Annotated in this window: 21 protein-coding genes; 11 read left to right on the top strand and 10 right to left on the bottom strand. The window is 60.6% G+C overall.

What is annotated here, in order from left to right:
• Positions 1–32 precede the first annotated feature (32 nt).
• Positions 33–1,823, bottom strand: a complete 1,791-nt coding sequence (gene aspS / locus ABOK31_RS04295; RefSeq protein WP_075852212.1) for an aspartate--tRNA ligase — start codon at positions 1,821–1,823, stop codon at positions 33–35.
• 266 nt (positions 1,824–2,089) lie between these two features.
• Here aspS and ABOK31_RS04290 point away from each other — a divergent pair, with 266 nt between their 5' ends.
• The 4 genes from ABOK31_RS04290 (at position 2,090) to ABOK31_RS04275 (ending at position 7,563) form a co-directional block, all read left to right on the top strand.
• Entirely contained in the window at positions 2,090–3,481 is a 1,392-nt protein-coding gene (locus ABOK31_RS04290) for a multicopper oxidase family protein (RefSeq protein WP_349957874.1), read from the top strand.
• A gap of 170 nt (positions 3,482–3,651) precedes the next feature.
• Entirely contained in the window at positions 3,652–4,797 is a 1,146-nt protein-coding gene (rnd, locus tag ABOK31_RS04285; RefSeq protein ID WP_174174226.1) for a ribonuclease D, read from the top strand.
• Positions 4,798–4,988: 191 nt separating this feature from the next.
• Positions 4,989–6,041 (top strand): adenylate/guanylate cyclase domain-containing protein, encoded by a 1,053-nt coding sequence (locus ABOK31_RS04280; RefSeq protein WP_174174225.1) that lies wholly within the window; start codon positions 4,989–4,991, stop codon positions 6,039–6,041.
• Between the two features lie 163 nt (positions 6,042–6,204).
• The gene (locus tag ABOK31_RS04275; RefSeq protein ID WP_349958854.1) at positions 6,205–7,563 is read left to right on the top strand and encodes an esterase-like activity of phytase family protein; all 1,359 of its coding nucleotides are present in this window, start codon (positions 6,205–6,207) and stop codon (positions 7,561–7,563) included.
• A gap of 63 nt (positions 7,564–7,626) precedes the next feature.
• On the opposite strand, the gene ppx is transcribed toward ABOK31_RS04275, so the two are convergent.
• From ppx to ABOK31_RS04255, 4 genes are all read right to left on the bottom strand, one after another.
• Positions 7,627–9,147, bottom strand: a complete 1,521-nt coding sequence (gene ppx / locus ABOK31_RS04270) for an exopolyphosphatase (RefSeq protein ID WP_174174224.1) — start codon at positions 9,145–9,147, stop codon at positions 7,627–7,629.
• Positions 9,148–9,158: 11 nt separating this feature from the next.
• The gene (locus ABOK31_RS04265; protein ID WP_174174223.1) at positions 9,159–11,360 is read right to left on the bottom strand and encodes an RNA degradosome polyphosphate kinase; all 2,202 of its coding nucleotides are present in this window, start codon (positions 11,358–11,360) and stop codon (positions 9,159–9,161) included.
• Between the two features lie 74 nt (positions 11,361–11,434).
• Positions 11,435–12,148 (bottom strand): DnaA regulatory inactivator HdaA, encoded by a 714-nt coding sequence (gene hdaA / locus ABOK31_RS04260; RefSeq protein WP_349957873.1) that lies wholly within the window; start codon positions 12,146–12,148, stop codon positions 11,435–11,437.
• 2 nt (positions 12,149–12,150) lie between these two features.
• Positions 12,151–13,281, bottom strand: coding sequence for an AI-2E family transporter (locus tag ABOK31_RS04255; protein ID WP_174174221.1), 1,131 nt, complete (start codon positions 13,279–13,281; stop codon positions 12,151–12,153).
• Positions 13,282–13,503: 222 nt separating this feature from the next.
• Here ABOK31_RS04255 and purM point away from each other — a divergent pair, with 222 nt between their 5' ends.
• Both purM and purN read left to right on the top strand, forming a co-directional pair.
• Positions 13,504–14,577 carry a phosphoribosylformylglycinamidine cyclo-ligase gene (gene purM / locus ABOK31_RS04250; protein ID WP_349957872.1) on the top strand — a complete coding sequence of 358 codons (1,074 nt, stop codon included), beginning with the start codon at positions 13,504–13,506 and terminating at the stop codon, positions 14,575–14,577.
• On the top strand, positions 14,574–15,245 hold the full coding sequence (gene purN / locus ABOK31_RS04245) for a phosphoribosylglycinamide formyltransferase (protein ID WP_349957871.1): 672 nt from the start codon (positions 14,574–14,576) through the stop codon (positions 15,243–15,245). The genes purM and purN overlap by 4 nt, the downstream gene beginning before the upstream one ends.
• 3 nt (positions 15,246–15,248) lie before the next feature.
• Here purN and ABOK31_RS04240 read toward each other — a convergent pair whose 3' ends face one another.
• The 3 genes from ABOK31_RS04240 to ABOK31_RS04230 form a co-directional block, all read right to left on the bottom strand.
• The gene (locus ABOK31_RS04240; protein WP_349957870.1) at positions 15,249–16,418 is read right to left on the bottom strand and encodes an alpha-D-ribose 1-methylphosphonate 5-triphosphate diphosphatase; all 1,170 of its coding nucleotides are present in this window, start codon (positions 16,416–16,418) and stop codon (positions 15,249–15,251) included.
• Between the two features lie 138 nt (positions 16,419–16,556).
• The gene (locus ABOK31_RS04235; protein WP_349957869.1) at positions 16,557–17,150 is read right to left on the bottom strand and encodes an NUDIX domain-containing protein; all 594 of its coding nucleotides are present in this window, start codon (positions 17,148–17,150) and stop codon (positions 16,557–16,559) included.
• The gene (locus ABOK31_RS04230; protein WP_349957868.1) at positions 17,147–19,270 is read right to left on the bottom strand and encodes a molybdopterin oxidoreductase family protein; all 2,124 of its coding nucleotides are present in this window, start codon (positions 19,268–19,270) and stop codon (positions 17,147–17,149) included. The genes ABOK31_RS04235 and ABOK31_RS04230 overlap by 4 nt, the downstream gene beginning before the upstream one ends.
• 81 nt (positions 19,271–19,351) lie before the next feature.
• On the opposite strand from ABOK31_RS04230, the gene ABOK31_RS04225 reads away from it, so the two are divergent.
• Positions 19,352–20,203, top strand: a complete 852-nt coding sequence (locus ABOK31_RS04225) for a 23S rRNA (adenine(2030)-N(6))-methyltransferase RlmJ (RefSeq protein ID WP_349957867.1) — start codon at positions 19,352–19,354, stop codon at positions 20,201–20,203.
• Positions 20,204–20,231: 28 nt separating this feature from the next.
• On the top strand, positions 20,232–20,825 hold the full coding sequence (locus ABOK31_RS04220; RefSeq protein WP_349957866.1) for a glutathione S-transferase: 594 nt from the start codon (positions 20,232–20,234) through the stop codon (positions 20,823–20,825).
• A 6-nt stretch (positions 20,826–20,831) separates the two neighbouring features.
• Here ABOK31_RS04220 and ABOK31_RS04215 read toward each other — a convergent pair whose 3' ends face one another.
• Positions 20,832–21,734, bottom strand: coding sequence for a LysR family transcriptional regulator (locus ABOK31_RS04215; RefSeq protein WP_349957865.1), 903 nt, complete (start codon positions 21,732–21,734; stop codon positions 20,832–20,834).
• A 123-nt stretch (positions 21,735–21,857) separates the two neighbouring features.
• Here ABOK31_RS04215 and ABOK31_RS04210 point away from each other — a divergent pair, with 123 nt between their 5' ends.
• Positions 21,858–22,700 (top strand): oxidoreductase, encoded by an 843-nt coding sequence (locus ABOK31_RS04210; protein WP_349957864.1) that lies wholly within the window; start codon positions 21,858–21,860, stop codon positions 22,698–22,700.
• A 72-nt stretch (positions 22,701–22,772) separates the two neighbouring features.
• Here the strand turns inward: ABOK31_RS04210 and ABOK31_RS04205 are convergent, their stop codons facing one another.
• Complete coding sequence (locus ABOK31_RS04205; RefSeq protein WP_092710635.1) at positions 22,773–23,405, bottom strand: outer membrane protein; 633 nt, start codon at positions 23,403–23,405, stop codon at positions 22,773–22,775.
• A 364-nt stretch (positions 23,406–23,769) separates the two neighbouring features.
• Between ABOK31_RS04205 and ABOK31_RS04200 the strand changes: the two genes are divergently transcribed.
• A complete protein-coding gene (locus ABOK31_RS04200) occupies positions 23,770–24,537 on the top strand; it encodes an SDR family oxidoreductase (RefSeq protein WP_349957863.1) in 768 nt (255 codons plus the stop codon).
• On the top strand, positions 24,534–26,573 hold the full coding sequence (uvrC, locus tag ABOK31_RS04195) for an excinuclease ABC subunit UvrC (protein ID WP_349957862.1): 2,040 nt from the start codon (positions 24,534–24,536) through the stop codon (positions 26,571–26,573). Before ABOK31_RS04200 ends, uvrC begins: the two co-directional genes overlap by 4 nt.
• The last annotated feature ends 165 nt before the right edge of the window (positions 26,574–26,738 follow it).

The raw sequence follows: 26,738 nt of genomic DNA, 5'->3' as shown, positions 1-26,738 counted from the left end.
CCGGGTTTTGCATTTCGTCAAACTTGGAAGACTCAGTCCTTCTTGACCGGCGGTACCGGGCGAATGGCCAGTTCGCGCAGCTGTGTCGGCGTTGCGGCCGAGGGAGCGCCCATCAGCAGATCCTGTGCCTGCTGGTTCATCGGGAACAGCGAGATCTCGCGCAGGTTCTTGGCGCCGACCAGCAGCATGACGATACGGTCGATACCAAAGGCGGCACCACCGTGCGGCGGTGCACCGTACTGGAAGGCGCGGTAGAGGCCGCCGAAGCGCTCTTCGACGTCGGTCTGGCTGAGGCCGACCTTTTCGAAGGCGGCGACCATGGTTTCCGGCGACTGGTTACGGATCGAACCCGAAGCGATTTCGAAGCCGTTGCAGACGGCGTCGTACTGGAACGCCTTGATCGTGAGGGGATCCTGGTTCTGCAGCGCCTCAAGGCCGCCCTGCGGCATCGAGAACGGGTTGTGGGCGAAATCGACCTTCTTTTCTTCCTCGCTCCATTCGAAGAACGGGAAGTCGACGATCCAGCACAGCTCGAAGCGGTCGCGATCGACAAGATTCAGCTCTTCACCGGCCCTGGTGCGGGCTTCACCGGCAAACTTGTAGAACTTGGAGGGATCGCCGGCGACGAAGAAGCAGGCGTCGCCGTCATCGAGGCCGAGCTGGGTGCGGATCGCATCCGTGCGCTCTTCGCCGATGTTCTTGGCAAGCGGGCCGGCACCTTCGAGCTTTTCGCCTTCCTTGCGCCAGAAGATGTAGCCAAGGCCCGGCTGGCCCTGGCTCTGCGCCCAGGCATTCATGCGATCACAGAAGGCACGCGAGCCGCCGGTCTTGGCCGGGATTGCCCAGACTTCGACCTTCGGGTTGGAGGCGATCATGTTAGCGAAGACCTTGAAGCCGGAGCCAGCAAAATGCTCGGTGACGGCTTCCATGACGATCGGGTTGCGCAGGTCCGGCTTGTCGGAGCCATACTTGCGAATCGCGACGTCATAGGGGATGCGCGGCCACTCCTTGGTGACCGGCTTGCCTTCGGCAAACTCCTCGAACACCTGGGTCATCAGCGGACCCATCGTGTTCCAGACGTCTTCCTGGGTGACGAAGCTCATTTCGAGGTCGAGCTGATAGAATTCGCCCGGCAGACGGTCGGCGCGCGGGTCTTCATCACGGAAGCACGGCGCGATCTGGAAATAGCGGTCGAAACCGGCAACCATCAGCAGCTGCTTGTACTGCTGCGGCGCCTGCGGCAGCGCGTAGAAGGTGCCGGGGTGAATACGGCTCGGCACGAGGAAGTCGCGCGCGCCTTCCGGCGACGAGGCCGTCAGGATCGGGGTGGTGTATTCAGTGAAGCCGACATCGCCCATGTGGCGGCGCATCGAAGAGATGACCTGCGTGCGCTTGACGATGTTCCGGTGCAGCGTTTCGCGTCGCAGATCGAGGAAGCGATACTTCAGGCGAACGTCTTCCGGATAGTCCGGCTCACCGAAGACGGGCAGCGGCAGCTCCTTGGCGGCGGAGAGCACTTCGATCTCCTGAGCGTAAAGCTCGATCTCACCGGTCGGCATGTTCTTGTTGACGGTATCTTCCGTGCGGGCCTTGACCAGACCATCGATACGGATGACCCATTCGCCGCGAACGGTTTCGGCAAGCTTGAACGCCGGAGAATCAGGGTCGGCAACAACCTGGGTGATGCCGTAGTGATCGCGCAGGTCGATGAACAGCACGCCGCCATGATCTCGGACGCGATGAACCCAGCCGGAGATGCGGACGGTCGAACCGACGTCGGACTTGCGCAGGGCGGCGCATGTGTGGCTGCGATAGCGATGCATAGTATATATCCTGGGCTTGGCGGGCGGTGGCGCAAGGACATGCAAACCCCTCGCCCGCCGACGAGAAAATCGGGCGGAAAAGCGCATGGCACGCCCGATTTGTCAAGGCTCGAACGCCGGAAGTCGGGTTAAAGCTGTTTTCAATCGCCACCCATAACAGCATCCACAAGTAGCCGCTGCGGCAGTTTGGCTACCTCGATGCTATTGCTGAACATCGAAGTCAACTTTAAACAGGCATCCGTAGATCTTCGCCCCCGGAGCCTGACATGCCGATCCTCACCCGCCGCAATCTCCTGAAAGCCTCAGCCGTTGCAGGCGCCTATGGTGTCGGCCTTGGCATTGCCGCGAAGTTTGCGGGCAAGGCGGTGGCGGCCGAGCCACTCACGCTGAAGACCGCTAAGATCGAGGCGAACCTTACCGACGGCGGCACGACCAAGAGCGTGCTGACCTATGGCGACGCCGGCATGCCGCCTGTTGTCCGCATGAAGAAGGGCGAGTCCTTCGCGGCGCGGCTGATCAATGGCATAGACGATCCGACGACCATTCATTGGCACGGCATCCGGCTACCCAACACTATGGACGGCGTGCCCTTCCTCACCCAGCCCTATGTCTATACCGGCGATCATTTCGATTACGCCTTCACGCCGCCCGATGCCGGCACCTTCTGGTATCACCCGCATTGTAACACGCTGGAACAGATGGGCCATGGCATGACCGGTGTTATCGTGGTCGAAAACCCCAAGGACCCGGCATTTGATTCGGAAGTCGTGCTCAATCTGCGCGACTGGCGACTGGGCGGAGACGGGCAGTTCATCGCGCAGTTCCGCCCGCGCGATGCCGCCAAATCCGGCACTTACGGCACGGTCCGCACCGCCAACTGGCAGCAGGAGCCGCAATATGACGCGCCGTCCGGCGGCCTGGTGCGGCTGCGCATTGCCATTACCGATGTCACGCGCATCTTTTCCTTCCGCATGGACGGCGCCGAGGCGACCGTGATCGCGATCGACGGCAATCCCGTGCCGCAGCGCTTTCCGCTCGATCTCCTGCAGCTTGGGCCGGGGCAGCGGCTGGAGCTTGCCGTGCGCATGCCCGACAGCGAAGGCGCGATCGTCAAGCTCGAGGATATCAAGGGCACCAATCCGAAAGTGCTGGCGACCTTGCGCGCGGTGGGCGCTTCGCTGAAGCGCGATGTCCACGATCTCGCGCCACTCGAAGACAATCCCGTGCAGAAAGCCGATCTCAACTCGGCCACCCATATTCCATTGATCCTGAGCTCGACCGCGGAAAATACGGCCGACAACACCATATGCGGCTCGCTCGGCTACAGCTTCTGGGCCATCAACAAGGTTCCATGGCCGGGCGACACGCCCGATCCCACAGCTCCACTCGCCGAACTCAAGCTCGGCAAGAGCTATGTCATCGATATGGAAAACGTTACGCCGCACAGCCATCCGATCCATCTGCACGGAATGAGCTTTACCGTCATCTCCTCCTCGACCCGGCAGGTGCAACCGTTCGTGTCCGATACCTATCTGATCCAGCCGGATGAGAAGGTGCAGCTTGCCTTCGTTGCCGACAATCCCGGCGACTGGCTGCTGCATTGCCACATCATCGAGCACCAGAAGACGGGCATGACAAGTTACGTCCGCGTGGCATAGGCGGCCGCAAGCCATCCCGATTGCAGGCGGTTTAGGTCGAAGCCGTCACAGTTCCCGGCAATTTCAGCGAAAAGCGAAACGCGGCAAAGGCTTTGTCCGCGAAAGTATTGACATATCCGGCTGAAAGGAGAAGGAAGTTAAGGAAGTATTTTACCGTTGAATGTGTTGAGATGATCGAAACTACCGCCCAATTGGAGGCGGCCTGCCAAGAGCTGGCCAAGTCGGAATTCATTACCATCGATACGGAATTCCTGCGAGAAACGACCTTCTGGCCGGAACTGTGTTTGATACAGATGGCAAGCCCCACCACCGAAGTGCTGGTGGACCCGCTGGCCAAGGGGCTGGATCTGGCACCCTTCTTCGAACTGATGGCCAATCCATCGGTCCTGAAGGTGTTTCATGCTGCGCGCCAGGATATCGAAATCATTTTCCATCGCGGCAATCTCATTCCGCATCCGATCTTCGATACGCAGGTCGCGGCGATGGTCTGTGGCTTCGGAGATTCGGTTTCCTACGACCAGCTCGTCAGCCGCATCAAGAATGTCCATATCGACAAATCCTCGCGCTTTACCGACTGGAGCCGGCGGCCGCTGTCCGAAAAGCAGCTGGACTATGCACTGGCCGACGTCACCCATCTACGCGACGTCTATCTCTCCCTCAGCGAACAGCTGAAACGCGAAGGACGCGCATCCTGGCTGCAGGAAGAAATGGCGATCCTTGAAGCACGCGAGACCTATGACCTGCATCCGGACGATGCCTGGCAGCGACTGAAGATGCGACTGCGCAAGCCACAGGAGCTGGCCGTCCTCAAATATGTGGCCGCCTGGCGTGAGCGCGAGGCCCGTGCGCGCAATGTTCCGCGGGCACGCGTGCTGAAAGACGACGCGATCTATGAGATCGCCCAGCAGCAGCCGAAGGACACCGAAGCACTTGCGCGGCTGCGGACCATTCCCAAAGGCTGGGAGCGCTCGGCAGCCGGTACGGCAGTGCTTGAAGCAATCAATGCGGCGCTGGCGCTGCCGAAATCCGAAATGCCACATCCACCACGCCATCAGCAGGCTCCTGAGGGCACCGCCGCCGCTTCCGAACTGCTGAAAGTGCTGCTGAAGCTGATCGCGGAAAAGCATGGCGTCGCTCCGAAAGTGATCGCCAACAGCGACGATCTCGACAAGATCGCGGCGGAGGGCGAGAAGGCCGATGTCGCAGCCCTGACCGGCTGGCGGCGCGATCTCTTCGGCGAGACAGCCTTGCAGCTGATCCAGGGCCAGGTGGCCCTGCGTTTCGTCGGCAAGCGGATCGAAACCGTCACCCTCTAGCCGCGACATTCTCCTTTCCCGGCGCCTTGCGATTGCGTATGATTCGCGCATCGAGATGTCGGCCGCCATCACGATTGCGCCGCAAATCTCGTGGAATGAACGTCTTATGTAATCGTTCTATTCGATGACGTTCCAGTTTGCCGACGCAATCCCGCGTCGATGACAGGCGTCGCTTCTCGGCGGAAAAGTGAATGGGCATTCTCCATTCGATGCGCAACTGGATCCTGACGTCGCTGTTCGTCGCTTCGACGGGCGTCATCTACGGCAAGCTGTTCTTTCCGCAAGCGCCCATGTATATCGGCGCAATCTTCGCTTTGTTCTGCGGTATGCCGCTGCTGGTCTTCGAACGCCGCATGATCCTGCCGCGGCTGAATGACTGGATGCATCGCCTGCCGACGCCGGCCTTCATCCTTTCGGCTCTCATCGTCGATTTCCTGCTGATGAGCGTCGGCTATGCCATGGCGGGCAGCATCATGAAGCTGTTGGGCCTGGTCGACGGGTCCTGGGAAGACCTCACGCTGCTGAAGATAAATGTCTACCTCTATGCCGTCGTCGTGACCGCGATCGTTATTTTCATCGGCCGCGTGCGGGAGTTGCTCGGTCGCGACGTTTTCTCCAGCCTGTTGACCGGCCGCTATCGAAATCCGGTGCAGGAGGAGCGCGTCTTTCTCTTCATCGACCTCGTCGGTTCCACCGCCTTTGCCGAGGAATATGGTGACCTGAAAACGCAGGCATTCCTCGGTGCGGTGTTCGGTGCCATGGCCGAGCCCGTTCGCCGTCACAAGGGCGCGATCGACGACTATATCGGCGATGCCGCCATCATCACCTGGCCGCTTCAACGTGGCATCAAGAACGCCAATTGCGTGCGCTGCGTCTTTAATATCCTCGACAACATCGAAAAGAACGCCGAGACGTGGCTGAAATCCTACGGCAGAGTGCCGCGTCTGCGAGCCGCCCTCCATGGCGGCAGCGTCGTGACGGCCGAAATCGGCGTCGACCATCACAAGATCGCCTATTTCGGCGACACGGTGAATACGACTGCAAGGCTGGAGTCACTCTGCAAGACGCTGGAGCGCCAGGTGCTGATTTCCAGCGACCTTGCCAGACGGATGGAGCTTCCTGAAGCGATCATCAAGGAAGAACTCGGAGAACATGCCGTTCGCGGCCGCGATCAGCACTTGGGTGTGATCGCCCTTCACACACAGGACCGACATGCGCTGAAGACCATTCGCGGTAGATCGTAAGCAATACAAATCATTGGCTGCGCTTCAATATCGATGCACGCCTGGGCTTCACACCCTATGGGTTGTCCACAGTCACCAAATCTTCACCTAAGCGTTAATTCGCGGACATGGGTCGCCTGTTAAGCGGAGTTGTTTTCGCCACTCTCCACCACAAGGTGACATGATGATCCGAATTCTTTCCGCCTCCACGGCACTCCTCATTTTTCTCGCCGCCTCGGCCCAGGCCGACGAACAACAGTTCAAGGCAAAGCTCGTCGGACAGGCCATCCTGCCGGCCAACACCATCGCAGACGCACCTGCCGATGCACCCGATTTCCTGAAGACTTCAGGCAAATTTACCACGCCGGATCGCAAGCGCACCGACGCTCTCGGCACCGTGCCGGGCAAGGATGGCGCCCGCGTCACCGACCTGAAGCTGCCCTTCGCCGGTCAGCCGATCCAGGGCTTCTCGGGCATCAAGACCATGCCCGATGGCACGTTCTGGACGCTCTCCGACAATGGTTTCGGCTCCAAGCAGAATTCTTCCGACGTGATGCTTTTCCTGCATCAGCTGAAGTTCAATTGGGATAGCGGCAAGGTCGAGGTCGTCAAGAACCTGTTCCTGTCCGATCCGAACAAGAAGGCCCCCTTCCCGATCGTCATGGAAGGCGCCGACAAGCGTTACCTGACGGGCGCCGATTTCGACATCGAATCGGTCCAGCCGGTTGCCGATGGCTTCTGGATCGGCGAGGAATTCGGTCCCTACCTGCTGAAATTCGATACCAGCGGCCAGCTGACCGACGTTTTCGCAACGACGCTTGACGGCAAGCCCGTCATGTCTCCGGACAATGCTCTGCTGCAGCTGCCGGGCAACCCCACCCAGAAAATGCCAGCCTTCAACCTGAAGCGCTCGGGCGGCTTCGAGGGCCTTGCCATGTCGAAGGACGGCTCCAAGCTTTACGGTCTGTTGGAAGGCCCGATCTACAAGGGTGACGGCCAGATGGAGAGCGTCGATGGCAAGACCGCCATCCGCGTCATCGAATTCGACGTCGCCTCCAAGAGCTGGACCGGCCGCAGCTGGCTCTATCCCTTCGCAGACAAGGGCGTGTCGATCGGCGATTTCAACATGCTCGACGCAACGACGGCCCTGGTGATCGAACGCGATAATGGCGCCGGCACCAAGGACAAGGCTTGCGCCGATCCCAAGCAGCCGAAGCCGGATTGCTTCGAGGCTCCGGCCGAGCTGAAGCGCGTCTACAAGATCGAGTTCAGCGACGCCAATGTCGGCAAGTCCGTTCGCAAGATCGGCTATATCGACCTGCTGCGCATCGAAGATCCGGACCACAAGCGTCGCCAGGGCGGCGGCGAAGGCTTCTACGACATGCCGTTCGTCACCATCGAGAATGTCGACCGCGTCGATGCCACGCATATCATCATCGGCAATGACAACAACCTGCCCTTCTCCGCAGGCCGCGCCGTCGACAAGGCTGATGACAACGAATTCAGCCTGCTTGAAGTGGGTGATTTCCTGAACGCGAAGTAAGCACAATGAAACCACCTCTCCCTGCCATGCAGGGAGAGGTTCGAATTTATTGGAAACGAAGCTTTATTCGAAGCAGAAGGCCAGCCGGCGGTTGGTGAGCTTGCCGAGCTGCTGCAGGCGTCCGTCCAGTCGCTCACCGGCAAAGTCGTGATATTCGGCGGGAACGACGAATTCGAGATCCAAATCCGGGTTTGCCGAGCGGCGGAACGACAGGTTGCGAACGATACCGGGCATCGACGCCGAAAACAGATAGACGACCCGCAGCAAACCGCCGAGCAGCTTGGCGCGCTCGATGTAGAGCGGCGTCGCGATCGTCGCCAGCGGTTCGGTCGCCCCGTCGTCATTCAATCCCTCGAAGCGATAATAGTTGGCAAGCGCGATGAAGGCGCGGCCGGCATGGGTGATGCCGACAAACGACGTGTGGGCGATGATGTTCAGCGCCTGCAGGCCGCGATAATCCGGATGCGCGCGCCAGCTGATATCGGCAAGGAGGCAGGCTGCCTGGCGATAGCGGCTTTCCTCGTCGGTCTCGGTGATGCCGAAGAACGGCATCATCCGCCCCGTCCACTCCGCCAGCTCGCGGGCATGTTCCGGCGAACGGGCGCGCAGGATGGCAAGCTCGCCGGCCGCGGTGAGCAGCGGATCGCTGTTGCGCTCGGCCTCAGTCAACAGAGAGTAGAGATAACCTTCGCGCACGCCTTGGGCGGAGAAGGAGATGACGGACGGCTTCATCGCAGCCAACACCTCGCGCATGGCAACCGCGCCGAAGGGCAGCAGCGAACGACGATGCTTGGAAACCGCCTGCAGCGCCGGGTCCTTCGAATCCTTCGAGTCAACGATCTGATCCAGGAAGCGGATCATCTCGTCGAGCGGCACTTCATAGCCCTGCATCATGTGCAGCGGATATTTGCGGATTTCCATATGCAGCTTGGCGATGTTTCGCCATGTCCCGCCAACCGCATAGAAGGTGCGGCCCTCGCCTTTGCTCAAGAGCTTGGCGGTCTTGACGTGCTTGCGCGCGAAGCTGCGCGCCTTTTCGATCGAGCCGCCGGCATATTCGGAGAGACGCAGGCCGCCGAGCGGCAGGGTGATGCCCTTGCCGATCTCCCGATCCTTGATGTCGATCAGCTCCAACGAACCGCCGCCGAGGTCGCCGGCGATGCCATCGGGATGGAAGAAACCGCTGATAATGCCGAGCGCAGAGAAGCGTGCCTCTTCTTCGCCCGAAAGCACGCGCACCTTGCGCTGAAGAATGGCTTCGGCCTGATGAATGAACTGCGGGCCGTTGCTTGCTTCGCGCGCCGCAGCCGTTGCCAGAACATAGATGGTGGAGGCGCGCGCCTGATCGGAGAGCGCCTTGAAGCGATGCAGCGCGGCAAGCGCTCGTGCCACGCTTTCCTCATCCATCTTCCCCGTCAGCGCTATGCCCTTGCCGAGGCCGCATAGCACTTTTTCGTTGAAGAGAATGGTTGGCGACCGTGAATGGCCTTCATAAACGACAAGACGGACCGAGTTCGACCCGATATCGACAACGGAGACAGGGGCGATGCCCGGAAGACGCCCCTGGGCTTCTGATTCAACCATGCAGGTCCAATTTATTTGTTGCGGCCCGACAGCAGCCCAGCGATGAGTTTCGGTGCACTGGATTTCAGGGCTTCACCACGGCCAGACAGGCTGGGATTGGTCATGAAATACTGCTGCGCATTAAATGGCTCTTTTCCCTGGCGCACTTCCATGCGCCGTGAAGTTCCGTCCGGCAATATCTCGTAGCTTTGCTGATTGTCAATGATATTGCCCAGCATGATCTGTGAAAGCACCTGCTCGTGCACCGTCTTGTTGGTCAGCGGCACAAGGGTTTCGACGCGGCGATCAAGGTTTCTCGGCATCATGTCGGCAGAGCCGATATAGACCAGGGCCTTGTCCGACGGCAGGCCATGACCGTCGCCGAAACAGAAGATGCGGCTGTGCTCGAGGAAGCGGCCGACGATCGACTTGACGCGGATCCTCTCCGAAAGGCCGGGGATCTGCGGACGCAGGCAGCAGATGCCGCGCACGACCAGATCGATCTCGACGCCGGCATTGCTGGCGCGATAGAGCGCGTCGATGATGTCGGGATCGACGAGCGAATTCATCTTCATCCAGATCGCGCCCGGACGGCCGCTCTTGGCGTGCTCGATCTCGCCTTCGATATGCTGGAGGATGCGGGACCGCAAGGTATAGGGCGAAACCGCGATCTTCATGCCGTGCTCCGGCTCACCGTAACCGGTGATGAAATTGAAGATGTTCGCCATATCGTGGGCGATCGCCGGATCGCAGGTGAAGTAGGAAAGGTCGGTGTAGATCTTGGCGGTGACCGGATGATAATTGCCGGTGCCGAGATGGCAGTAGGTGCGCAGCTTGCCATCCTCGCGGCGCACGACCATCGACATCTTCGCGTGCGTCTTGAGCTCGATGAAGCCGAAGACGACCTGAACGCCGGCGCGCTCAAGGTCGCGTGCCCAGCGGATGTTCGCCTCTTCGTCGAAGCGGGCCTTGAGTTCCACCAGCGCGGTCACGGACTTGCCCATGTCGGCGGCGTCGATCAACGCGCGAACGATCGGGCTATCGTTCGAGGTACGGTAGAGCGTCTGCTTTATCGCCAGAACGTCAGGATCCCTAGCAGCCTGGAGAAGGAACTGGACCACCACGTCGAAGGATTCGTAGGGGTGGTGGACGACCATGTCCTTTTCGCGGATCGCGGCGAAGCAATCGCCGGCGTGTTCGCGGACGCGCTCAGGAAATCGGGCATTGTATGGCTCGAAGCGCAGATCGTCGCGCGGCGCCTTGCAGATTTCCGACAGCGTATTGAGCGCGAGCAGCCCGGGCAGAACCGCGATGCGGTTTTCCGGGACATTCAGCGACTCCACCACGAACTGACGAAGCTCGAGCGGCATTTCGGAGTCGGTCTCGATGCGGATCACGGAACCGCGGCGGCGGCGCTTCAGCGCGGTTTCGAAGAAGCGCACCAGATCTTCGGCCTCTTCCTCGACTTCGATATCGCTGTCGCGAATGATGCGGAACGTACCCGAGCCCTGCACCTCATATCCGGGATAGAGCCGGTGGATGAAGATGTTCACCACGTCTTCAAGCGTGATGTAGCGGATGACGTTGCTGGCATCCGGCAGGCGGACGAAGCGATCGAGCGCCGGCGGCAGGCGCAGCAGCGCCGTCATCGGCTCGCGGCCGTTCATGCTCTTCAACTGCAGCGCGATCGAGAAGCCAAGGTTTGGAATGAATGGGAATGGATGCGCCGGATCGATGGAGAGCGGCGTCAGGACCGGGAAGATCGCCTGTTCGAACTCGGTATGAAGCCACTGCCGATCCATGTCGGAAAGGGCGGCCGGCCGGACGATCAGAATATCTTCCTTGGCGAGGTACTGCTGCAGGACGGCAAGCGAGGCCTGCTGCTCCATCTGCAGATTGTCGATCTCGCGCAGGATGTCATCGAGCTGCTCGGCGGGCGTCTTGCCGTCAGGCGTGCGCACGAGAATCTTCTGGCGGACCTGGCCTTCAAGACCGGCAACGCGCACCATGAAGAATTCATCCAGATTGGCGGCGGAAATCGACAGGAAGCGGACCCGCTCCAGCAGCGGATGAGCGGTGTTCAGCGTCTCTTCGAGGACGCGGCGATTGAACTGGAGCCAGGAGAATTCGCGGTTGATGAAGCGCTCGGGGCTGGTCAGCAATTCGCTGACCGGAGGTGCGGCCTCTGGAGTTTCCTGGTTGGCGTCCTGATGTTCCGTGAGTGCCGAGTCCATGTTCCACCTACCCTCTTCTAATCTTGTGCCACGTATATCAGTTTGACGACGGAACTGTGACAGTCGATGTCAACTCAATCCGGCTGACTGGAGCTACCCAGTTCGTTCAGGACCTCAGCGGCCAACAGGCGCGTGATCCTTGTTCCTCGCGCCAGTGCCAGCCGGTCCAGCCTGTCGACGATCAGCTGCGCCGCGTTCAGGGAACGCTCCATGCGATTGACGATATAAAGGACAAGTTTGTCATCGATATAAAGCTGGCGGTCGGCGAACAGCTTGACGATCACCTGCGACAGCAATTCCTCATCCGGCTCGCCGATCTCGACCACCGTCGCAGCCTTCAGGCGGGAGCGCAGGTCGGGCAGCGTAACCGGCCATGACATCGGCCAAAGCCGGCTCGTCATCAAGAGACTGGTGCCGTTTTCGCGCACACTGTTGATGACATGGAAAAGCTCCGTATCGTCAAAACCAAGGCGATCCACATCTTCGAAGATGACAGGGCCGTTGGCCGCTGCGACTGCGGCATCGGAGCCGGCGGCGGGATGAATGTGGACTGCCCCGCACCGCTCGGCCCAGATGCTAGCAAGATGCGATTTGCCCGAGCCGACGGGACCCGCCAGGATGACGGCCGGCGACGGCCAATTCGGCCAGGCGTCGACGATCTTCACGGCCGCGTGCAAGGGATCGGCGACGAGCAGATCGTCGCGCCCATTTGCGGGATCATGCGTAAAGGCCAAGGGCAGCTGCTCGGCGGCCTTGCGCCTTAGATCAGCGTTCTTTGTGTCGGTCATGTCTAGCTATTCTCGGTCTTGCCGGCCTTGGCTCTGCGCGCCTTGCCCGCTTCCGAGCGTCCGTAATAGAGATCGCTCTGAAGGTAGCGCGAAAGGGCGAAGCGGACAAGAACGCCGCAGGCGGCGGCGGCAGGAACCGCAATCAGCAGCCCGACGAAGCCGAAGAGCGCGCCGAAGGCAAAAAGGGCGAACATCAGCCAGACCGGATGCAGGCCGACACTTTCGCCGACGAGCTTCGGCTGCAGCACGTTGCCTTCCAGGAACTGGCCGGTGAAGAAGACGGCAAGCGTCAGGCCGACCCAGAGATAATCGGGCCAGAACTGCACCAGCGCGACGCCCACGGCCAGAACGAGACCGACCATCGAACCGACATAGGGAATGAAGCTGATCATGCCGGCAAAGAGGCCGATCAGCAGGCCGAAGTTCAGGCCGACCAATGACAGCCCGACGCCGTAATAGACGCCGAGGATAATGCAGAGCGAACCCTGCCCCCGGATGAAGCCGGCGATCGCCTGATCGATTTCGTGGGCAATTTGGCGAACGGTGGCGACATGATCGCGCGGGATCCAGTCGTCTACCTTGGCGACCATCCGATCCCAGTCGAGCAACATATAGAAGGCGACGACGGGTGTGACGACCATCAGCGAGAGGATGTTGACCAGCGCCTTGCCGGAGCTCCAGAGCTGCGCGAACAGGCCGCCGACAAAGCTCAGACCCTCGGACATGATGCTGGAGAAATTATCCTTGATCGCGCCGAGCTGATTGCGGATCCAGTCCGGCAGCACCATCGTCTGCGCCTTGGCGATAAGCTGCTGGATCTGCTGCACATAGGTCGGAATGTGCTGGATGAAATCGTTGAACTGGTTGACGATGATCGGAATGAAGATCGTCAGTGCCAGCGCGAAGATCAGTATGAAGGAGACGAGGATCACCACCGTCGCCATCAGACGGCTGAGGCCGATCCGCTCCAGCCGGTCGGCGATCGGATCGAGGAAATAGGCGACCGCCATGCCGGCGATGAACGGCAGGAGGATCGTGCTGAAGATATAAACAAAGGCGACGAAAACGACGAGCACGATCACCCAGAAGGTGACTTGACGCTTGAGGCTCGCCCCGCTGACCTTTTGCTCCATCGTCTTCCCCGTTGCTTCGCGCTCGTTTGCCGTGTGCTTAGGACATAGGATGATGCCGCAATTATGGTCAAGCCTGAGGCCGGAAATCTGCCTCGGGCAATGGGAAGCGGGGAAAATCGAGGGTGTTGCGGCGCTTGCGCCTTGCATAAAGGCCCCTATCATGCAATGGCGACCCGATCAAAGCCCTGTCATAATGGACGGGCGGCCATCGGAGGCGGAAGCATGAGCCAGTCTGGAAAAAACGGTCTGACCTATAGCGACGCGGGTGTCGATATCGACGCCGGCAACCTGCTGGTCGAAAAGATCAAGCCCGCCGTCCGTTCGACGCGCCGGCCGGGTGCGGATGGCGAGATCGGCGGCTTCGGCGGCCTCTTCGACCTCAAGGCTGCGGGCTTTACCGATCCGGTGCTGGTGGCCGCCAATGACGGCGTCGGCACCAAGCTCAAGATCGCAATCGACGCGAACTATCACGACACCGTCGGCATCGACCTCGTTGCCATGTGCGTCAACGATCTGGTCGTCCAGGGCGCCGAGCCGCTATTCTTCCTCGACTACTTCGCCACCGGCAAACTCGACCCCGACCAGGGTGCGGCGATCGTCGGCGGCATTGCTGCCGGCTGCCGGGATGCAGGCTGCGCGCTGATCGGCGGCGAGACGGCCGAAATGCCGGGCATGTATTCCCACGGCGATTACGATCTGGCGGGCTTTGCCGTCGGTGCCGCCGAACGCGGCCAGCTGCTGCCGTCAGGTGACATTGCCGAGGGCGACATCATTCTCGGCCTTGCCTCGTCAGGCGTTCATTCCAACGGCTTTTCGCTGGTGCGCAAGATCGTCGAGCTTTCCGGGCTTGGTTGGGATGCGCCGGCTCCCTTCGCCAAAGGCAAGGCGCTTGGCGAAGCATTGCTGACGCCGACGCGCATCTATGTGAAGCCGCTGCTCAAGGCCATCCGCGAAACCCATGCCCTCAAGGCACTCGCCCACATCACCGGCGGCGGTTTCCCGGAGAATATTCCGCGCGTGCTGCCGAAGCATCTCGCCGCCGAGATCGATCTGGCTGCCGTCAAGGTACCGCCGGTCTTCTCGTGGCTTGCCAAGACGGGCGGTGTCGAAGCCAAGGAAATGCTGCGCACCTTCAACTGCGGCATCGGCATGATCGTGGTCGTTGCTCAGGAAAACGTCGAGGCCGTAAAGGCCGCGCTCGAGGCTGAAGGCGAAGCCGTCGTTACGCTCGGCCGCATGATCGCCCGCGACGAAGGCGCCCACGGCACCGTCTACAAGGGCACGCTGGCCCTATGACCACGCCGCGCAAACGCGTCGTCGTCTTCATCTCGGGCGGCGGCTCCAACATGCTGGCTCTTCTGAAAGCCACGAAGGCAGCCGACTATCCGGCCGAGATCGTCGGCGTCATCTCCGACAAGACGGATGCCGGCGGACTGGCAAAGGCAGCCGCCGAGGGCATCGCTACCTTCGCCTTCGTGCGCAAGGAATTTGCCAGCAAGGAAGCGCATGAAGAGGCGATCCTTTCGCAGCTGGAAGCGCTCTCGCCCGACATCATCTGCCTTGCCGGCTATATGCGGCTGCTCTCCGGCCGGTTCATCCAGGCTTATGAAGGGCGGATCATCAATATCCACCCTTCCCTGCTGCCGCTTTTCCCTGGCCTGCACACGCATCAACGCGCCATCGACGCCGGCATGCGCATCGCCGGCTGCACGGTGCATTTCGTCACTGAAGGCATGGACGAAGGCCCGGTCGTCGGCCAGGCGGCCGTGCCTGTCTTGACCGACGATACCGCCGATAGCCTCGCCGCCCGTGTCCTCACGGTCGAACATCAAATCTATCCGCAGTCGTTGCGGCTGCTGGCGGAAGGCAAGGTTAAAATGGACGGTGGCAAGGCCTTGAGCCTTTCCGAGACATCTGCCGCTCCGGGGCGGCAGATCGTGTCACTACTTGGTGACGCAAGCTAACCTTCAAGCAGCCATTGCCATCAGCGGGTGCAGCGTGCCGTCGCTATAGACGATGCGGCCGCCGCGGAAAGTTGCGCGGATGCGGTGAACCGAACCCGGCTCGACGGCAACCAGATCGGCGAGCTGGCCGACAGCGATTTCACCGCGATCCATCAGACCGGCCGAACGGGCGGCGTTGGAGGTTGCCGTCGCAACGGCAGCCGGCAGACCGCCTGCAACAACATCGGCAATCTTGAAGATCGCCGGCACGAAGGCTGCGGGGTGATAATCGGCCGCGATGATGCCGAGTAGGCCCGAGCGAGCCGCATCCAGGGCACTGAGATTGCCGGACATGGACTGACCGCGCAGCGCGTTCGGCGCGCCCATTAGCGTCCAGAGACCGCGACGGCAGGCTTCTTCGGCGGCCGGTCCCGTCACCGGAAACTCGCTGATCGTCACGCCGAGATCGTGCATGGCCGCGACCTTCTCGGCGCTGTCATCATCATGCGAGGCGAGCGACAGCTTGTGCTTCAGCGCAAGCTCGACCACGTCATGCAGCTTGCGCTCGATCTCCGGATCCTGGCGCTGCGCGATGCGCTGTGCGACGACTTCCTCGGCCGCCTCGCGCGACATGGAGCGGCGCTCAGACATGCTGCGGATATAGCTTTCGATATCGTTGTATTGCCCCTGCCCCGGCGTATGGTCAGTCAGCGAGACCATGTCGACGGAGCCTTCTTCCAACAGCCGCTCCAGCGTCGGGGCCGCGCCGAGATTGGTGATTTCGTAGCGTGCATGGACGCGATGATCGATCAGGAGTTCATCGCGCAGGCTGCCGATGCCGCGGATAACAGCCGAGGTAGTTTCGAGCGAACGGACATGGCCGTAGACGCTTTCGGTCGCAAAAGAGAGTGCCGCGAAGGCCGTGGTAACGCCGGCTGCCGCCAGCTTCTTGTCCAGCTCGTGAATGCCGAAATCGATCGGCATCATCGCATTCGGACGCGGCGCGATCTCGCGCTCCACCATGTCACAATGCAGGTCGACAAAGCCTGGCATCAGCAAACGACCACCGCCGTCGAAGGTCGGCTGTTCCACCGGCTCCGAGCGGATTTCGGCAATCACGCCGTCCTCGATGCGCACCGCGCCGCTCTCGACGACTTCATTGGGAAGAACGAGCGTGAAATTGCTGAGCCACATCGGCTTTCTCCTGAAACAGCGTCCATGATCGAAGGAGGCTCGGAAACATTCGAATGTTTCCGGCCAGCACGCCCCGGTAAGCTCGATTCGTGACATTGTGATGAACGACGCGAAGATAGTTCCCCGCCGTCGAACGGACTATCTCAGACTGGCCTCGTTCAGCACTGCCCATTGCAGCAGCATGATCGTCTTGGCGTCATAAATATCGCCCCTTTCGATCATCGCCATCGCGTCGGAGAGGCGAACTTCCAGAACCTCGATATCCTCATGCTCTTCGGCAAGCCCGCCGCCATCGGCAACACGGTCGGACGTGTCGATCACGGCTGCAAAGAAATGGATGACCTCAGTCACGGCTCCCGGCGAGGTCATGGCCTTGAACAGGAAGCGGACATGACGCACACGAAAGCCGGTCTCTTCCATGGCCTCGCGGCGGATCGCAGCTTCCGGATCGTCGCCGTCGAGCAGGCCGGCGGGCACTTCGATCATCCAGGCCGGCTCGCCGACAAGCTGTGCCGGCAGACGGTATTGCCGAACAAGCACCACGGTTTCACGCCTGGGATCATAGAGCAGGATGCAGGCGGCAGGCGTGCGATGATAGACTTCGCGCTTCAGGCGATGCTGTTCACCGCGTGAATCGATGTAATCGACCTCAAAGGCGCTGAGCCGCGTCCATTGATCCGCCAGCGTTTTTTCACCGGCGATTTCGGCTTTCGCCTTTTCGAATTTACTCATGCCACATCCTTGCGGAGCCATACCTTGTTATCGTGGACAGCCGCGCCGCCATAGGGCGCGACCGGATCGGCGCCGGTGAGCACGTTGATGCCCTCACCGTCGACATGGGCTTTGTTCGGCCAAAGCCCCTCGGCAATCAGCACACCCGGTTTCACTTCCGTCGTCACGCGCGCATGAATGCGGATATCGCCTCTCCCGTTACCGACGCGAACCAGTTCGCCATGGGCCATATCAAGCGCTTCGGCATCGGCCGGATTGATCATCACTTCGGGGCGCCCCTCCTTCTGCCGCGACGTCTTCGTCTCCGCAAAGCTCGAATTCAGGAAATTGCGCGAGGGCGAAGTCGCAAGCCGGAACGGATGCTCGGGATCGGCCACCTCGATCACATCGACCTGATCCGGAAACTCCGGCAGCTCGACATAAGGCCCGAGCAAGCCGACAGCCGCGGGCGGGCGGTTCGGCGCCGGCTGGTTGACCCAATCCGGGCGGAAACGGAACTTGCCATCTGGATGGGCGAAGCCGTTGACGAAATGGGCCTCCTCGAAATCCGGCTGGCGGTCGAACCATTTGTGCTCGAGGAAATAATCGTAATCCGGCAGGCCGCTCCTCGACAGAACCCGATCGATCATCTCCCGGGCGGAAAAACCGAAACCGGGGCGATCCGCGATGCCAAGGCGTTTGGCCAGTTCCTCGATGACGAAAAGATTGCTGCGCACCATCGGCGGGGGCTCGACGAGCTTTGGGCCGAGGAGAATATGGTTCTGGCCGCCAGCGCGATAAATATCGTCATGCTCGACGAACATGGTTGCGGGGATGACGATATCGGCCATCTCGGCCGTATCGGTCATGAACTGCTCGTGCACGGCGACGAAGAGATCGGAGCGGGCAAAGCCGCGCTTCACCAGCCGCTGTTCGGGCGCAATGTTTACCGGATTGGTGTTCTGGATCAGCATGGCCGTGACCGGGCCGCGATGCCGCAGCGCCACGGCATCGCCCGTCAAGGCACGGCCGATCTGCGACTGGTCGATCATACGGATATCCATATCTTTCATGGCGCGGCCGGTCAGTTCGCTCGCATCCATGCGGAAGATATCGCTGTTCGAATGAAAGGCACCGCCGCCTTCATACTGCCAGGAGCCGAGCACCGTCGCGATCGAGGCTGCCGCGTGCATGGCGATCGCGCCGTTGCGCTGGCGGGTAAAGCCATAGCCGAGACGAAAATAGGTCTTCCTCGTCGTTCCCACGAGCTTGGCGAAGGCTTCGATCTCGTCGACCGAAAGGCCGGTGATGTCAGCGGCCCATGCCGGGGTCTTCGATTTCAAATGCTCTTCGAGGCCGGCGGGATCATCGGCATATTTTGCCATATAGGCGCGGTCAGCATAGCCGTCTCGGAAGGCGATGTGCATGACGGCGCAGGCAAGGGCCGCATCCGTGCCCGGTTTGACGATGAGCGCCATGTCGGCCTGCTTCATGGTCGGGTTATCGTAGATGTCGACGACGACGATCTTTGCGCCGCGTTCCTTGCGGGACTTCACCGCATGGGTCATGACGTTGACCTGAGTCGCAACCGCATTCGTGCCCCAGATGACGACGCAGTCGGTGCGGCCCATCTCGCGCGGATCGGGGCCGCGCAGCACGCCCGTCGCCATTGTGAAGCCGGTCCAGGCCGGATTGGTGCAGATCGACGAGAAGAAACCGGAATAGCGCTTGGCATGGCGCAGCCGCTCGATGGAATCACGCTGCACCCAACCCATGGTGCCGGCATAGAAATAGGGCCAGATCGCCTCGCTCCCATCCCTGGCTTCGGCCTTGACGAAGGCTTCGGCGATCTCGTCCAGCGCCGCGTCCCAGGAAAGCTCCTGCCAGCGCCCCTCACCCTTGGCACCGGCGCGGCGCAGCGGCTTCATCAGGCGATCGGGGTGGTAAAGCCTTTCCGCATAACGCGCCACCTTGGCGCAGATGACGCCGGAGGTATAGGAATGGTCGTTGGCACCGCGCACCCGGCCGATCTTGCCGTCCTCAGTCAGATCGACCTCCAGCGCGCAGGTGGAGGGACAGTCGTGCGGACAGGCGGTGTGGCCTACACGCGATTTGGCTTGGATGGGGGTCGCAATGTTCATGAGGTTTGTATATTTCAAGCGGGGACCGGCCACTAGAGACAATCCGGCCCATCTCAACAATTCATGCGGACTTCAACGACGATGAACTATCGGCATATCTACCACGCGGGCAATTTTGCCGATGTATTGAAACACGCTGTTCTCGCGCGCCTCGTCCGCTACATGCAGAACAAGGACAAGGCCTTTCGCGTTCTCGACACGCATGCCGGCATCGGGCTCTATGATCTGTCGTCCGAGGAAGCGCAGAAGACGGGCGAGTGGCGCGACGGCATCGGCAGAGTGCTGGAGACGGAACTCGTGCCGCAAGTGGCAAACTTGCTGGAGCCCTACCTCGCCGCCATCCGCGAGCTGAACCCGGAAGGCGGTGTCCGGCTCTATCCCGGTTCGCCGAAGCTTGCGCGCATGCTGTTTCGCCCACAGGACCGGCTTTCGGCCATGGAGCTGCATCCGGACGACTTTCAGCGGCTTCACCGGCTGTTCGAGGGCGATCATCACGTACGCATTACCGAACTGGACGGCTGGCTGGCGCTCGGCGCGCATCTGCCGCCGAAGGAAAAGCGCGGCATCGTGCTCGTCGATCCGCCGTTCGAAGAGGAAGGCGAGTACGAGCGTCTGATCGACGGTCTGGCGAAGGCCTGGCGCCGGTTCCCCGGCGGCACCTATTGCCTCTGGTATCCGATCAAGAAGGATGCGCCGATCAAGCAGTTTCATGAAGCGCTGCAGGCGCTGGAAATTCCGAAAATGCTCTGCGCCGAGCTGACGATCAAAAGCGATCGCGGCTTTACCGGGCTTACTGGCTCCGGCCTCATCATCGTCAACCCGCCCTTCACGCTGAAGGACGAGCTGCATGCGCTGCTGCCCGCCCTGAAGGACATGCTGGCGCAGGACCGTTTCGCCTCGCAGCGCGCCTTCTGGCTGCGCGGCGAACATTGAGACTTTTCATATACATACAGGTGATTTCATGAGACTTCTCTGCTCGTCCACCTCCCCCTTCTCCAGCAAGGTGCGCATGGCGGCACGCCATCTCGGCATCAAGCTCGAGGAAATACACGTCGACACCAATGCGGGGCCCACGCTTCTGATCGACAACAATCCACTCGGCAAGATCCCGACATTGCTGACCGGTGACGGCGAAGCGATTTTCGACAGCCGCGCCATCATGCACTATTTCGATCGGCAGGAAGGCGGGCTCTATCCTTCGAAAAAGAGCAAGCGCACCGAGATCGAAGTGTTGGAAGCGCTGATCGACGGCACCAACGAGTGCCTGCTGTCCATCGTCTACGAGCGCCGCTTCCGCGAGATGGAAAAGCAGCATCAGCCGTGGATCGACCGGCAGTGGACGAAGGTGAGCCGCGCCCTCACCCATCTCGATGCCGAACCGCCGAAAATCGGCAAGAAGCTGCACGCCGGCCATTTCGCCTTCGCCGCCCTCATCGGCTACCTGCAGCTGCGCTTCGAAGGGCAATGGGAGGCCGACCACACGGGGCTGATCGAATGGGCGCGCAAGTTCGAGAAGCATTTTCCGGATTATCCGGCAATGAAGCCACAGAGCTGACGCCGCCTACCCCTGGCGAGCATCGCCTGATTTCATGAAATCGACAAAGGCGCGCAGAGCCGTCGGCAATTGCCGGCGGCTCGGATAATAGAGGAAGAAGCCGGGATAATAGGGGCACCAGTCTTCCAGCACGCGGATCAGCCGGCCATCCTGCAAAGCCGGTAGCGCGTGATCCTCAAACACGAAGGCGAGACCGGAGCCATCAATAGCGGCATCGAGCATGATGTCGAGATCGCCAAGCGTCAGCGGCCCCTGCACCTCGATCTCCAGTTCAACGCCCCCACGCTCGAACTCCCAGCGATAATAGGCGCCGCCCGGAAAACGGTAGCGGATGCAGGGGTGATCTTTCAGATCGTGGGGCGTGATCGGTTTGGGGAAACGCTGAAAATGCTCGGGCGAGCCGACGATCGCCGTCCGCTGGCGGGGACCAATGGCAATCGCGATCATGTCTGCCGCGATGCTTTCGCCAAAGCGGATGCCGGCATCGAAACCGGCGGAGACGGTGTCCACAAGCGCATCGTCCACCACGATTTCCACTTCGATGGCGGGGTAAGCCCTCAAAAACCGGGATACGATCGGCAGCAACACCATCCTGGCGGCAGGCCGCGGCGCGTTGATGCGTAGCTTTCCATAAGGCTGGCCACGGAATTTATCGAGATCCTCGAGCGCATCGTCGATATCGAGAAAAGCTGGGCGGATACGGTCGAACAGGCGCTCGCCGGCCTCCGTCAATCCGACGCCGCGTGTGGTGCGATTGACCAGCCGCACATCCAACCGCTCCTCGATCGCCCGCAGCGAATGGCTGAGCGCGGAAGCCGTCACGCCAAGCTCTACCGCCGCTTTGCGAAAGCTGCGGTGTTGGGCGATTGCGAGAAAAATTGCCAGATCGGTCGAACGGATGCGTCGCATTGATGAGATTTTCTCAGTACTTCATGGAAGACAAAGTAGATTATCTCAACGATGCCATCAAGCTACCTTTCTCCTGCAAGCGAATTCCACTCACGGAATTGCAAACCTAAGAAGAAGAAAGCCATGCGTGTTTGGTTCATCACGGGCGCATCCCGCGGCTTCGGCGCCCTCATCGCCCAGGAAGCCCTCACCGCCGGCGACGCTGTCGTTGCCACGGCCCGCAACCCCGCCGGCCTGGCGGAAAAGTTCGGCAATCACCCGAACCTCCTGCCCGTCGCGCTCGACGTGTCGAACGAGGACCAGGCCCATGAAGCCGCCCAGATCGCCGTCAAGCGTTTCGGCAAGATCGACATCCTCGTCAACAATGCCGGCTACGGGCTGCTCGGCGCCGTGGAAGAGGCAACCGCCGAGGAGATCGAAAAGCTCTATGCGACAAACGTCTTCGGCCTGCTGAAAGTCACGCGCGCCATCCTGCCGCATATGCGCCGGCAGCGTTCGGGCCATGTGATCAACATGTCCTCGGTTGGCGGCTATCAAAGCCATGCCGGCTGGGGGATCTATTGCTCGACAAAATTCGCTGTTGAAGGCCTGTCCGAGGCAATGGCGGCGGAACTGCATCCACTCGGCATCAAGGTCACCATCGTCGAACCCGGCTTTTTCCGGACCGATTTCCTCGATGAAAGCTCGCTTGCCGTCAGCCCGAGCTCGATTGCCGACTACGGGGACACGCCCGCCGGGGCCATGCGCGATTTCGCCGCCGGCCACAATCACGCCCAGCCCGGCGATCCCAAACGGCTTGCAAGATCGATGATCACGCTTGCCCATTCGGCCAACCCGCCGCTGCGCATGCCTTTCGGTTCGGATACCGTCGGCGCAATCGAGACCAAGAACGAGTATGTCGCCAAGGAGCTGGCCGATTGGCGCGAACTGGCCATCTCAACTGACTTCCCGAAGGACGCCGCATAGGTCTTCAGACGCATAACGCAAAAAAGCCGGGGCGAAACCCCGGCTTTTTCTTCATTCCATATCGTCGAGCGATTAGAACTTCACGCCGATACCGACCTTGACGCTCTGCTCGTCGAAGCCACGCGAGAAGCTACCGGAGTCGAGGTTGAAGGTCTTCTTGCCGTAGTCGGTGTAACGGTATTCGAGACGAGCCGTGATGTTGTTGGTGATGAAGGTTTCAGCACCTGCACCAACCGTGTAGCCAACAGCCGTCTTGCTTTCGGAAGACGTGTCGTCGGACAGCTTGTTCTGGCCGAGTGCCAGACCAGCCGTGCCGTACAGCATGAACGGGTTGAAGTCGTAACCGAGGCGACCGCGAACCGAGCCGTTGATGCCGTTCTTGGCAGTCAGGCCATTGCGGCTCGTTTCGGAGTCTGCGTAACCGAGGTCACCTTCGATACCGTATACGATCTGGCCCTGCTGCCAGTTGTAGCCGGTGAAGGCGCCGCCGCCGAATCCGTAAGTGTTGCCGGTGCGATTGAAGTGACCCTTGTTCCAGTCACCTTCACCACCGATGTAGAAACCGGACCAGTTGTTGACGACCGGAGCTGCTTCCTGAGCGACGGGCGGCTGCGGAATCTGCTCAACAGCGTCAGCAGCCTGAGCTGCGGTGTAGCCGCCGAGAGCGAAAGCGGAGACCATGAGGGTCTTGATAAGAGTACGCATACTTTTCTCCTTTCAGTCTCGTGTGCCCCGCTTACTGTCCTTGACTTCGAAGCGCCACGAGCAATTAAAACATATCCCTCCCGGATCGAGGTTGAAATTGGAATGCAAATGAGGAATTGGAAGAGCCAAAATATGATATCATTGTGGCACAGACGTGGCTGAATTTCGATGTTGCTTCATCGCAACAGAGGAATTGTTAACCCTAATCATCGGTTAAACCGTGTATACTTATTTTAAACTAAATATACCTCAAGTTTTACATAAGAAACCCCAAAGGGCATCATTCGCTCATGCATCTTTTCATATGGTGTATCGACGCCCTATATGAGCATCGATTGGGTAACGACGAGCAAAAGGCGATCTCTTGAGCCAGGAAAAACTACGCACGGCGCTGATAACCGGCGCCTCCAAAAGAATAGGCCTGGCAATTGCCGAGGATTTGTCGGCTAACGGCTTCGCGGTGGCGTTGCACGCCAATCAGTCCCTCGCCGAGGCCGAGGAAATTGCGGCGAAACTGCGGCGAATGGGCCGGAGGGCCATTGCGATCAAGGCAGATCTGCAGAATTTGGACGAGACATCCACCCTTGTCGAAAGGGCTGCGGACGCCCTCGGTCCGCTCGATCTTCTTGTCAATAATGCCTCCGTCTTTCTTGGTGATTCCGCCGATCGTTTCGACGCGGAAGCCTTCGAGGCACATTTCGCTGTACATGTGCGGGCGCCGTCGATTCTCGCGGCCGATTTCGTCAGGCAGCTTCCCGAGCCGTATCCGGGTCTGATCGTCCATATGGTGGATCAGAGGGTATGGGCGCTGAATCCGCGCTTCTATTCCTATACGCTGTCGAAGGCTGCCCTGTGGACGGCGACACAGACGATGGCGCAGACCTTTGCTCCCCGCATCCGCGTCAATGCGATCGGCCCAGGCCCGACCGTGCGCAGCGTGCGGCAGACCGAAGAGGACTTTCAAGCGCAGATCGACGGCCTCATATTAAAGGCGGCACCAGGCCTCGAAGAATTCGGCCGGACCATCCGCTTTCTTTTTGACACGCCCTCGATCACGGGCCAAATGATAGCGCTCGATGGCGGCCAGCATCTTGCCTGGGAAACGCCAGACGTGTCGGAGAGTGCGGAATGAATGGAAGAAAGCTGCCTGATGGCGGCGTTCTCTATGACGAATCAGAGGATATCGAAGACGACATCGAGGTGGAAGGCGATGCCGCCGCCTCCCCTGTTGCGTCCATCGACTGGAACGAAGGCGGAAAGAATGAGACCGGGCTTCGCGGCGCCGAGCTGATCGCCGAATTCGTCAAACGGTTGCCCAACAATCCCGGCGTCTACCGCATGTTCAACGAAGGCGGCGACGTGCTTTATGTCGGCAAGGCGCGGAGCCTGAAGAAACGCGTTTCGAACTATGCCCTCGGCAAGGTCCATTCCAACCGCATCGCCCGCATGGTGCGCGAAACCGCGAACATGGAATTCGTCACCACGCGGACGGAAACAGAAGCGCTGCTGCTGGAAGCGAATCTCATCAAGCGCTTGCGCCCGCGTTTTAACGTTCTGCTGCGCGACGACAAATCCTTTCCCTATATCCTGATTACCGGCGATCAACGCGCGCCCGCGATCTTCAAGCATCGCGGCGCCCGTGCCCGCAAGGGAGATTACTTCGGCCCCTTCGCCTCGGCGGGCGCCGTCGGCCGCACCATCAACTCGCTGCAGCGCGCCTTCCTCATCCGCACCTGTACCGACAGCGTTTTCGAGACGCGCACACGCCCCTGCCTGCTCTACCAGATCAAGCGCTGTTCCGGGCCCTGCACGCACGAGATCAGCGATGCGGGCTACAGAGAACTGGTGCAGGAGGCGAAGGACTTCCTTTCGGGCAAGAGCCAGAACGTCAAGGCGCATATGGCCGAGGCGATGAATGCCGCCGCCGAGGATCTGGATTTCGAGCGCGCCGCGATCTTTCGCGACCGGCTGGCCGCACTCTCGCATGTGCAGAGCCATCAGGGCATCAACCCGGCCGGGGTGGAGGAAGCCGATGTCTTTGCCATCCATCACGAGGGCGGCATTTCCTGCATCCAGGTCTTCTTCTTCCGCACCGGCCAGAACTGGGGCAACCGCGCCTATTTCCCGAAGGCCGATCCATCGCTCTCCGGCGCCGAAGTGCTGAATGCCTTCCTGGCGCAGTTCTATGACGACAAGCCCGTGCCGCGGCAGATCTTGCTGTCGGAGACCATCGAGGAAATCGAGCTGCTGGCGGCGGCCCTCAGTGAAAAGGCCGGCCACAAGGTCGCGATCCTCGTGCCGCAGCGCGGCGAGAAGCGCGATCTGGTCGAGCATGTCATTGCCAATGCCCGCGAAGCGCATGGCCGCAAGCTTGCGGAAACCGCCTCGCAATCGCGGCTGCTCGAGGGCTTCAAGGAAACCTTCAAGCTTCCCTATACGCCGCAACGCATCGAGATCTACGACAACTCCCACATCATGGGCACGAACGCCGTCGGCGGCATGGTGGTGGCCGGGCCGGAAGGCTTCGTCAAAGGCCAGTATCGCAAGTTCAACATCAAATCGACCGACATCACGCCGGGCGACGACTTCGGCATGATGCGCGAGGTCATGACCCGCCGCTTCTCCCGGCTGCTCAAGGAGGAAGGCAAGCCTGACCGCAGCGGTGAGGCCGATGCTGGCGTCGATGCCGCCGATCGCGCCTTTCCCGCCTGGCCCGATGTCATCCTCATCGACGGTGGCCAGGGGCAGATGACGGCCGTGCGCGCCATTCTCGAGGAGCTCGGGATCACCGACAGCGTCATCGCCATCGGCGTTGCCAAGGGTGTCGACCGTGAGGCCGGGCGCGAGCGCTTCTTCGCCCCAGCGCGCGAAAGCTTCTCGCTGCCGCCCCGCGACCCCGTGCTCTACTTCATCCAGCGCATGCGCGACGAGGCGCACCGCTTCGCGATCGGCTCGCATCGCGCCCGGCGCAAGAAGGAGATGGTGAAGAACCCGCTGGACGAGATCGGCGGCATCGGCCCTTCGCGCAAGCGCGCGCTTCTCCAGCATTTCGGCACGGCGAAGGCCGTGTCGCGCGCCGCCCTTTCGGATCTGATGGCGGTGGAGGGCATATCCGAAGCCGTCGCACGGCAGGTCTACAACCATTTCCACGAAGACGCCGCGAAATAGGGAAAGCTCGTCGCAAATTCCACGCAATAGCGGTGAAAAAACAGAAACAATATTGACGATAAACTGACCGAACCATCATCTAGGGTATGACCACCAAAAAGTGCGAAGCGGTTTTTGGGATCACGCTCAATCAAATGACTTCAGCTGGATGAGATCAACAGAGCC

Source organism: Rhizobium sp. ZPR4 (genome assembly GCF_040215725.1).
In the GTDB taxonomy this organism is placed as follows: Bacteria; Pseudomonadota; Alphaproteobacteria; order Rhizobiales; family Rhizobiaceae; genus Rhizobium; species Rhizobium rhizogenes_D.
The sequence above is the reverse complement of the archived record's forward strand: the minus strand, read 5'-3'. Positions and strand labels throughout refer to the sequence as shown.

Excerpts from the sequence above, each read along its gene's own strand:
- ABOK31_RS04280 (WP_174174225.1), top strand. The coding sequence starts at position 4,989 with ATGGGCATTCTCCATTCGATGCGCAACTGGATCCTGACGTCGCTGTTC.
- ABOK31_RS04205 (WP_092710635.1), bottom strand. The coding sequence starts at position 23,405 with ATGCGTACTCTTATCAAGACCCTCATGGTCTCCGCTTTCGCTCTCGGC.
- ABOK31_RS04275 (WP_349958854.1), top strand. The coding sequence starts at position 6,205 with ATGATCCGAATTCTTTCCGCCTCCACGGCACTCCTCATTTTTCTCGCC.
- purN (WP_349957871.1), top strand. The coding sequence starts at position 14,574 with ATGACCACGCCGCGCAAACGCGTCGTCGTCTTCATCTCGGGCGGCGGC.
- ABOK31_RS04235 (WP_349957869.1), bottom strand. The coding sequence starts at position 17,150 with ATGAGTAAATTCGAAAAGGCGAAAGCCGAAATCGCCGGTGAAAAAACG.
- hdaA (WP_349957873.1), bottom strand. The coding sequence starts at position 12,148 with ATGACCGACACAAAGAACGCTGATCTAAGGCGCAAGGCCGCCGAGCAG.
- ABOK31_RS04255 (WP_174174221.1), bottom strand. The coding sequence starts at position 13,281 with ATGGAGCAAAAGGTCAGCGGGGCGAGCCTCAAGCGTCAAGTCACCTTC.
- rnd (WP_174174226.1), top strand. The coding sequence starts at position 3,652 with ATGATCGAAACTACCGCCCAATTGGAGGCGGCCTGCCAAGAGCTGGCC.
- ABOK31_RS04215 (WP_349957865.1), bottom strand. The coding sequence starts at position 21,734 with ATGCGACGCATCCGTTCGACCGATCTGGCAATTTTTCTCGCAATCGCC.
- ABOK31_RS04240 (WP_349957870.1), bottom strand. The coding sequence starts at position 16,418 with ATGTGGCTCAGCAATTTCACGCTCGTTCTTCCCAATGAAGTCGTCGAG.
- ABOK31_RS04225 (WP_349957867.1), top strand. The coding sequence starts at position 19,352 with ATGAACTATCGGCATATCTACCACGCGGGCAATTTTGCCGATGTATTG.
- ABOK31_RS04290 (WP_349957874.1), top strand. The coding sequence starts at position 2,090 with ATGCCGATCCTCACCCGCCGCAATCTCCTGAAAGCCTCAGCCGTTGCA.
- purM (WP_349957872.1), top strand. The coding sequence starts at position 13,504 with ATGAGCCAGTCTGGAAAAAACGGTCTGACCTATAGCGACGCGGGTGTC.
- ABOK31_RS04230 (WP_349957868.1), bottom strand. The coding sequence starts at position 19,270 with ATGAACATTGCGACCCCCATCCAAGCCAAATCGCGTGTAGGCCACACC.
- ABOK31_RS04265 (WP_174174223.1), bottom strand. The coding sequence starts at position 11,360 with ATGGACTCGGCACTCACGGAACATCAGGACGCCAACCAGGAAACTCCA.
- ppx (WP_174174224.1), bottom strand. The coding sequence starts at position 9,147 with ATGGTTGAATCAGAAGCCCAGGGGCGTCTTCCGGGCATCGCCCCTGTC.
- uvrC (WP_349957862.1), top strand. The coding sequence starts at position 24,534 with ATGAATGGAAGAAAGCTGCCTGATGGCGGCGTTCTCTATGACGAATCA.
- aspS (WP_075852212.1), bottom strand. The coding sequence starts at position 1,823 with ATGCATCGCTATCGCAGCCACACATGCGCCGCCCTGCGCAAGTCCGAC.
- ABOK31_RS04220 (WP_349957866.1), top strand. The coding sequence starts at position 20,232 with ATGAGACTTCTCTGCTCGTCCACCTCCCCCTTCTCCAGCAAGGTGCGC.
- ABOK31_RS04210 (WP_349957864.1), top strand. The coding sequence starts at position 21,858 with ATGCGTGTTTGGTTCATCACGGGCGCATCCCGCGGCTTCGGCGCCCTC.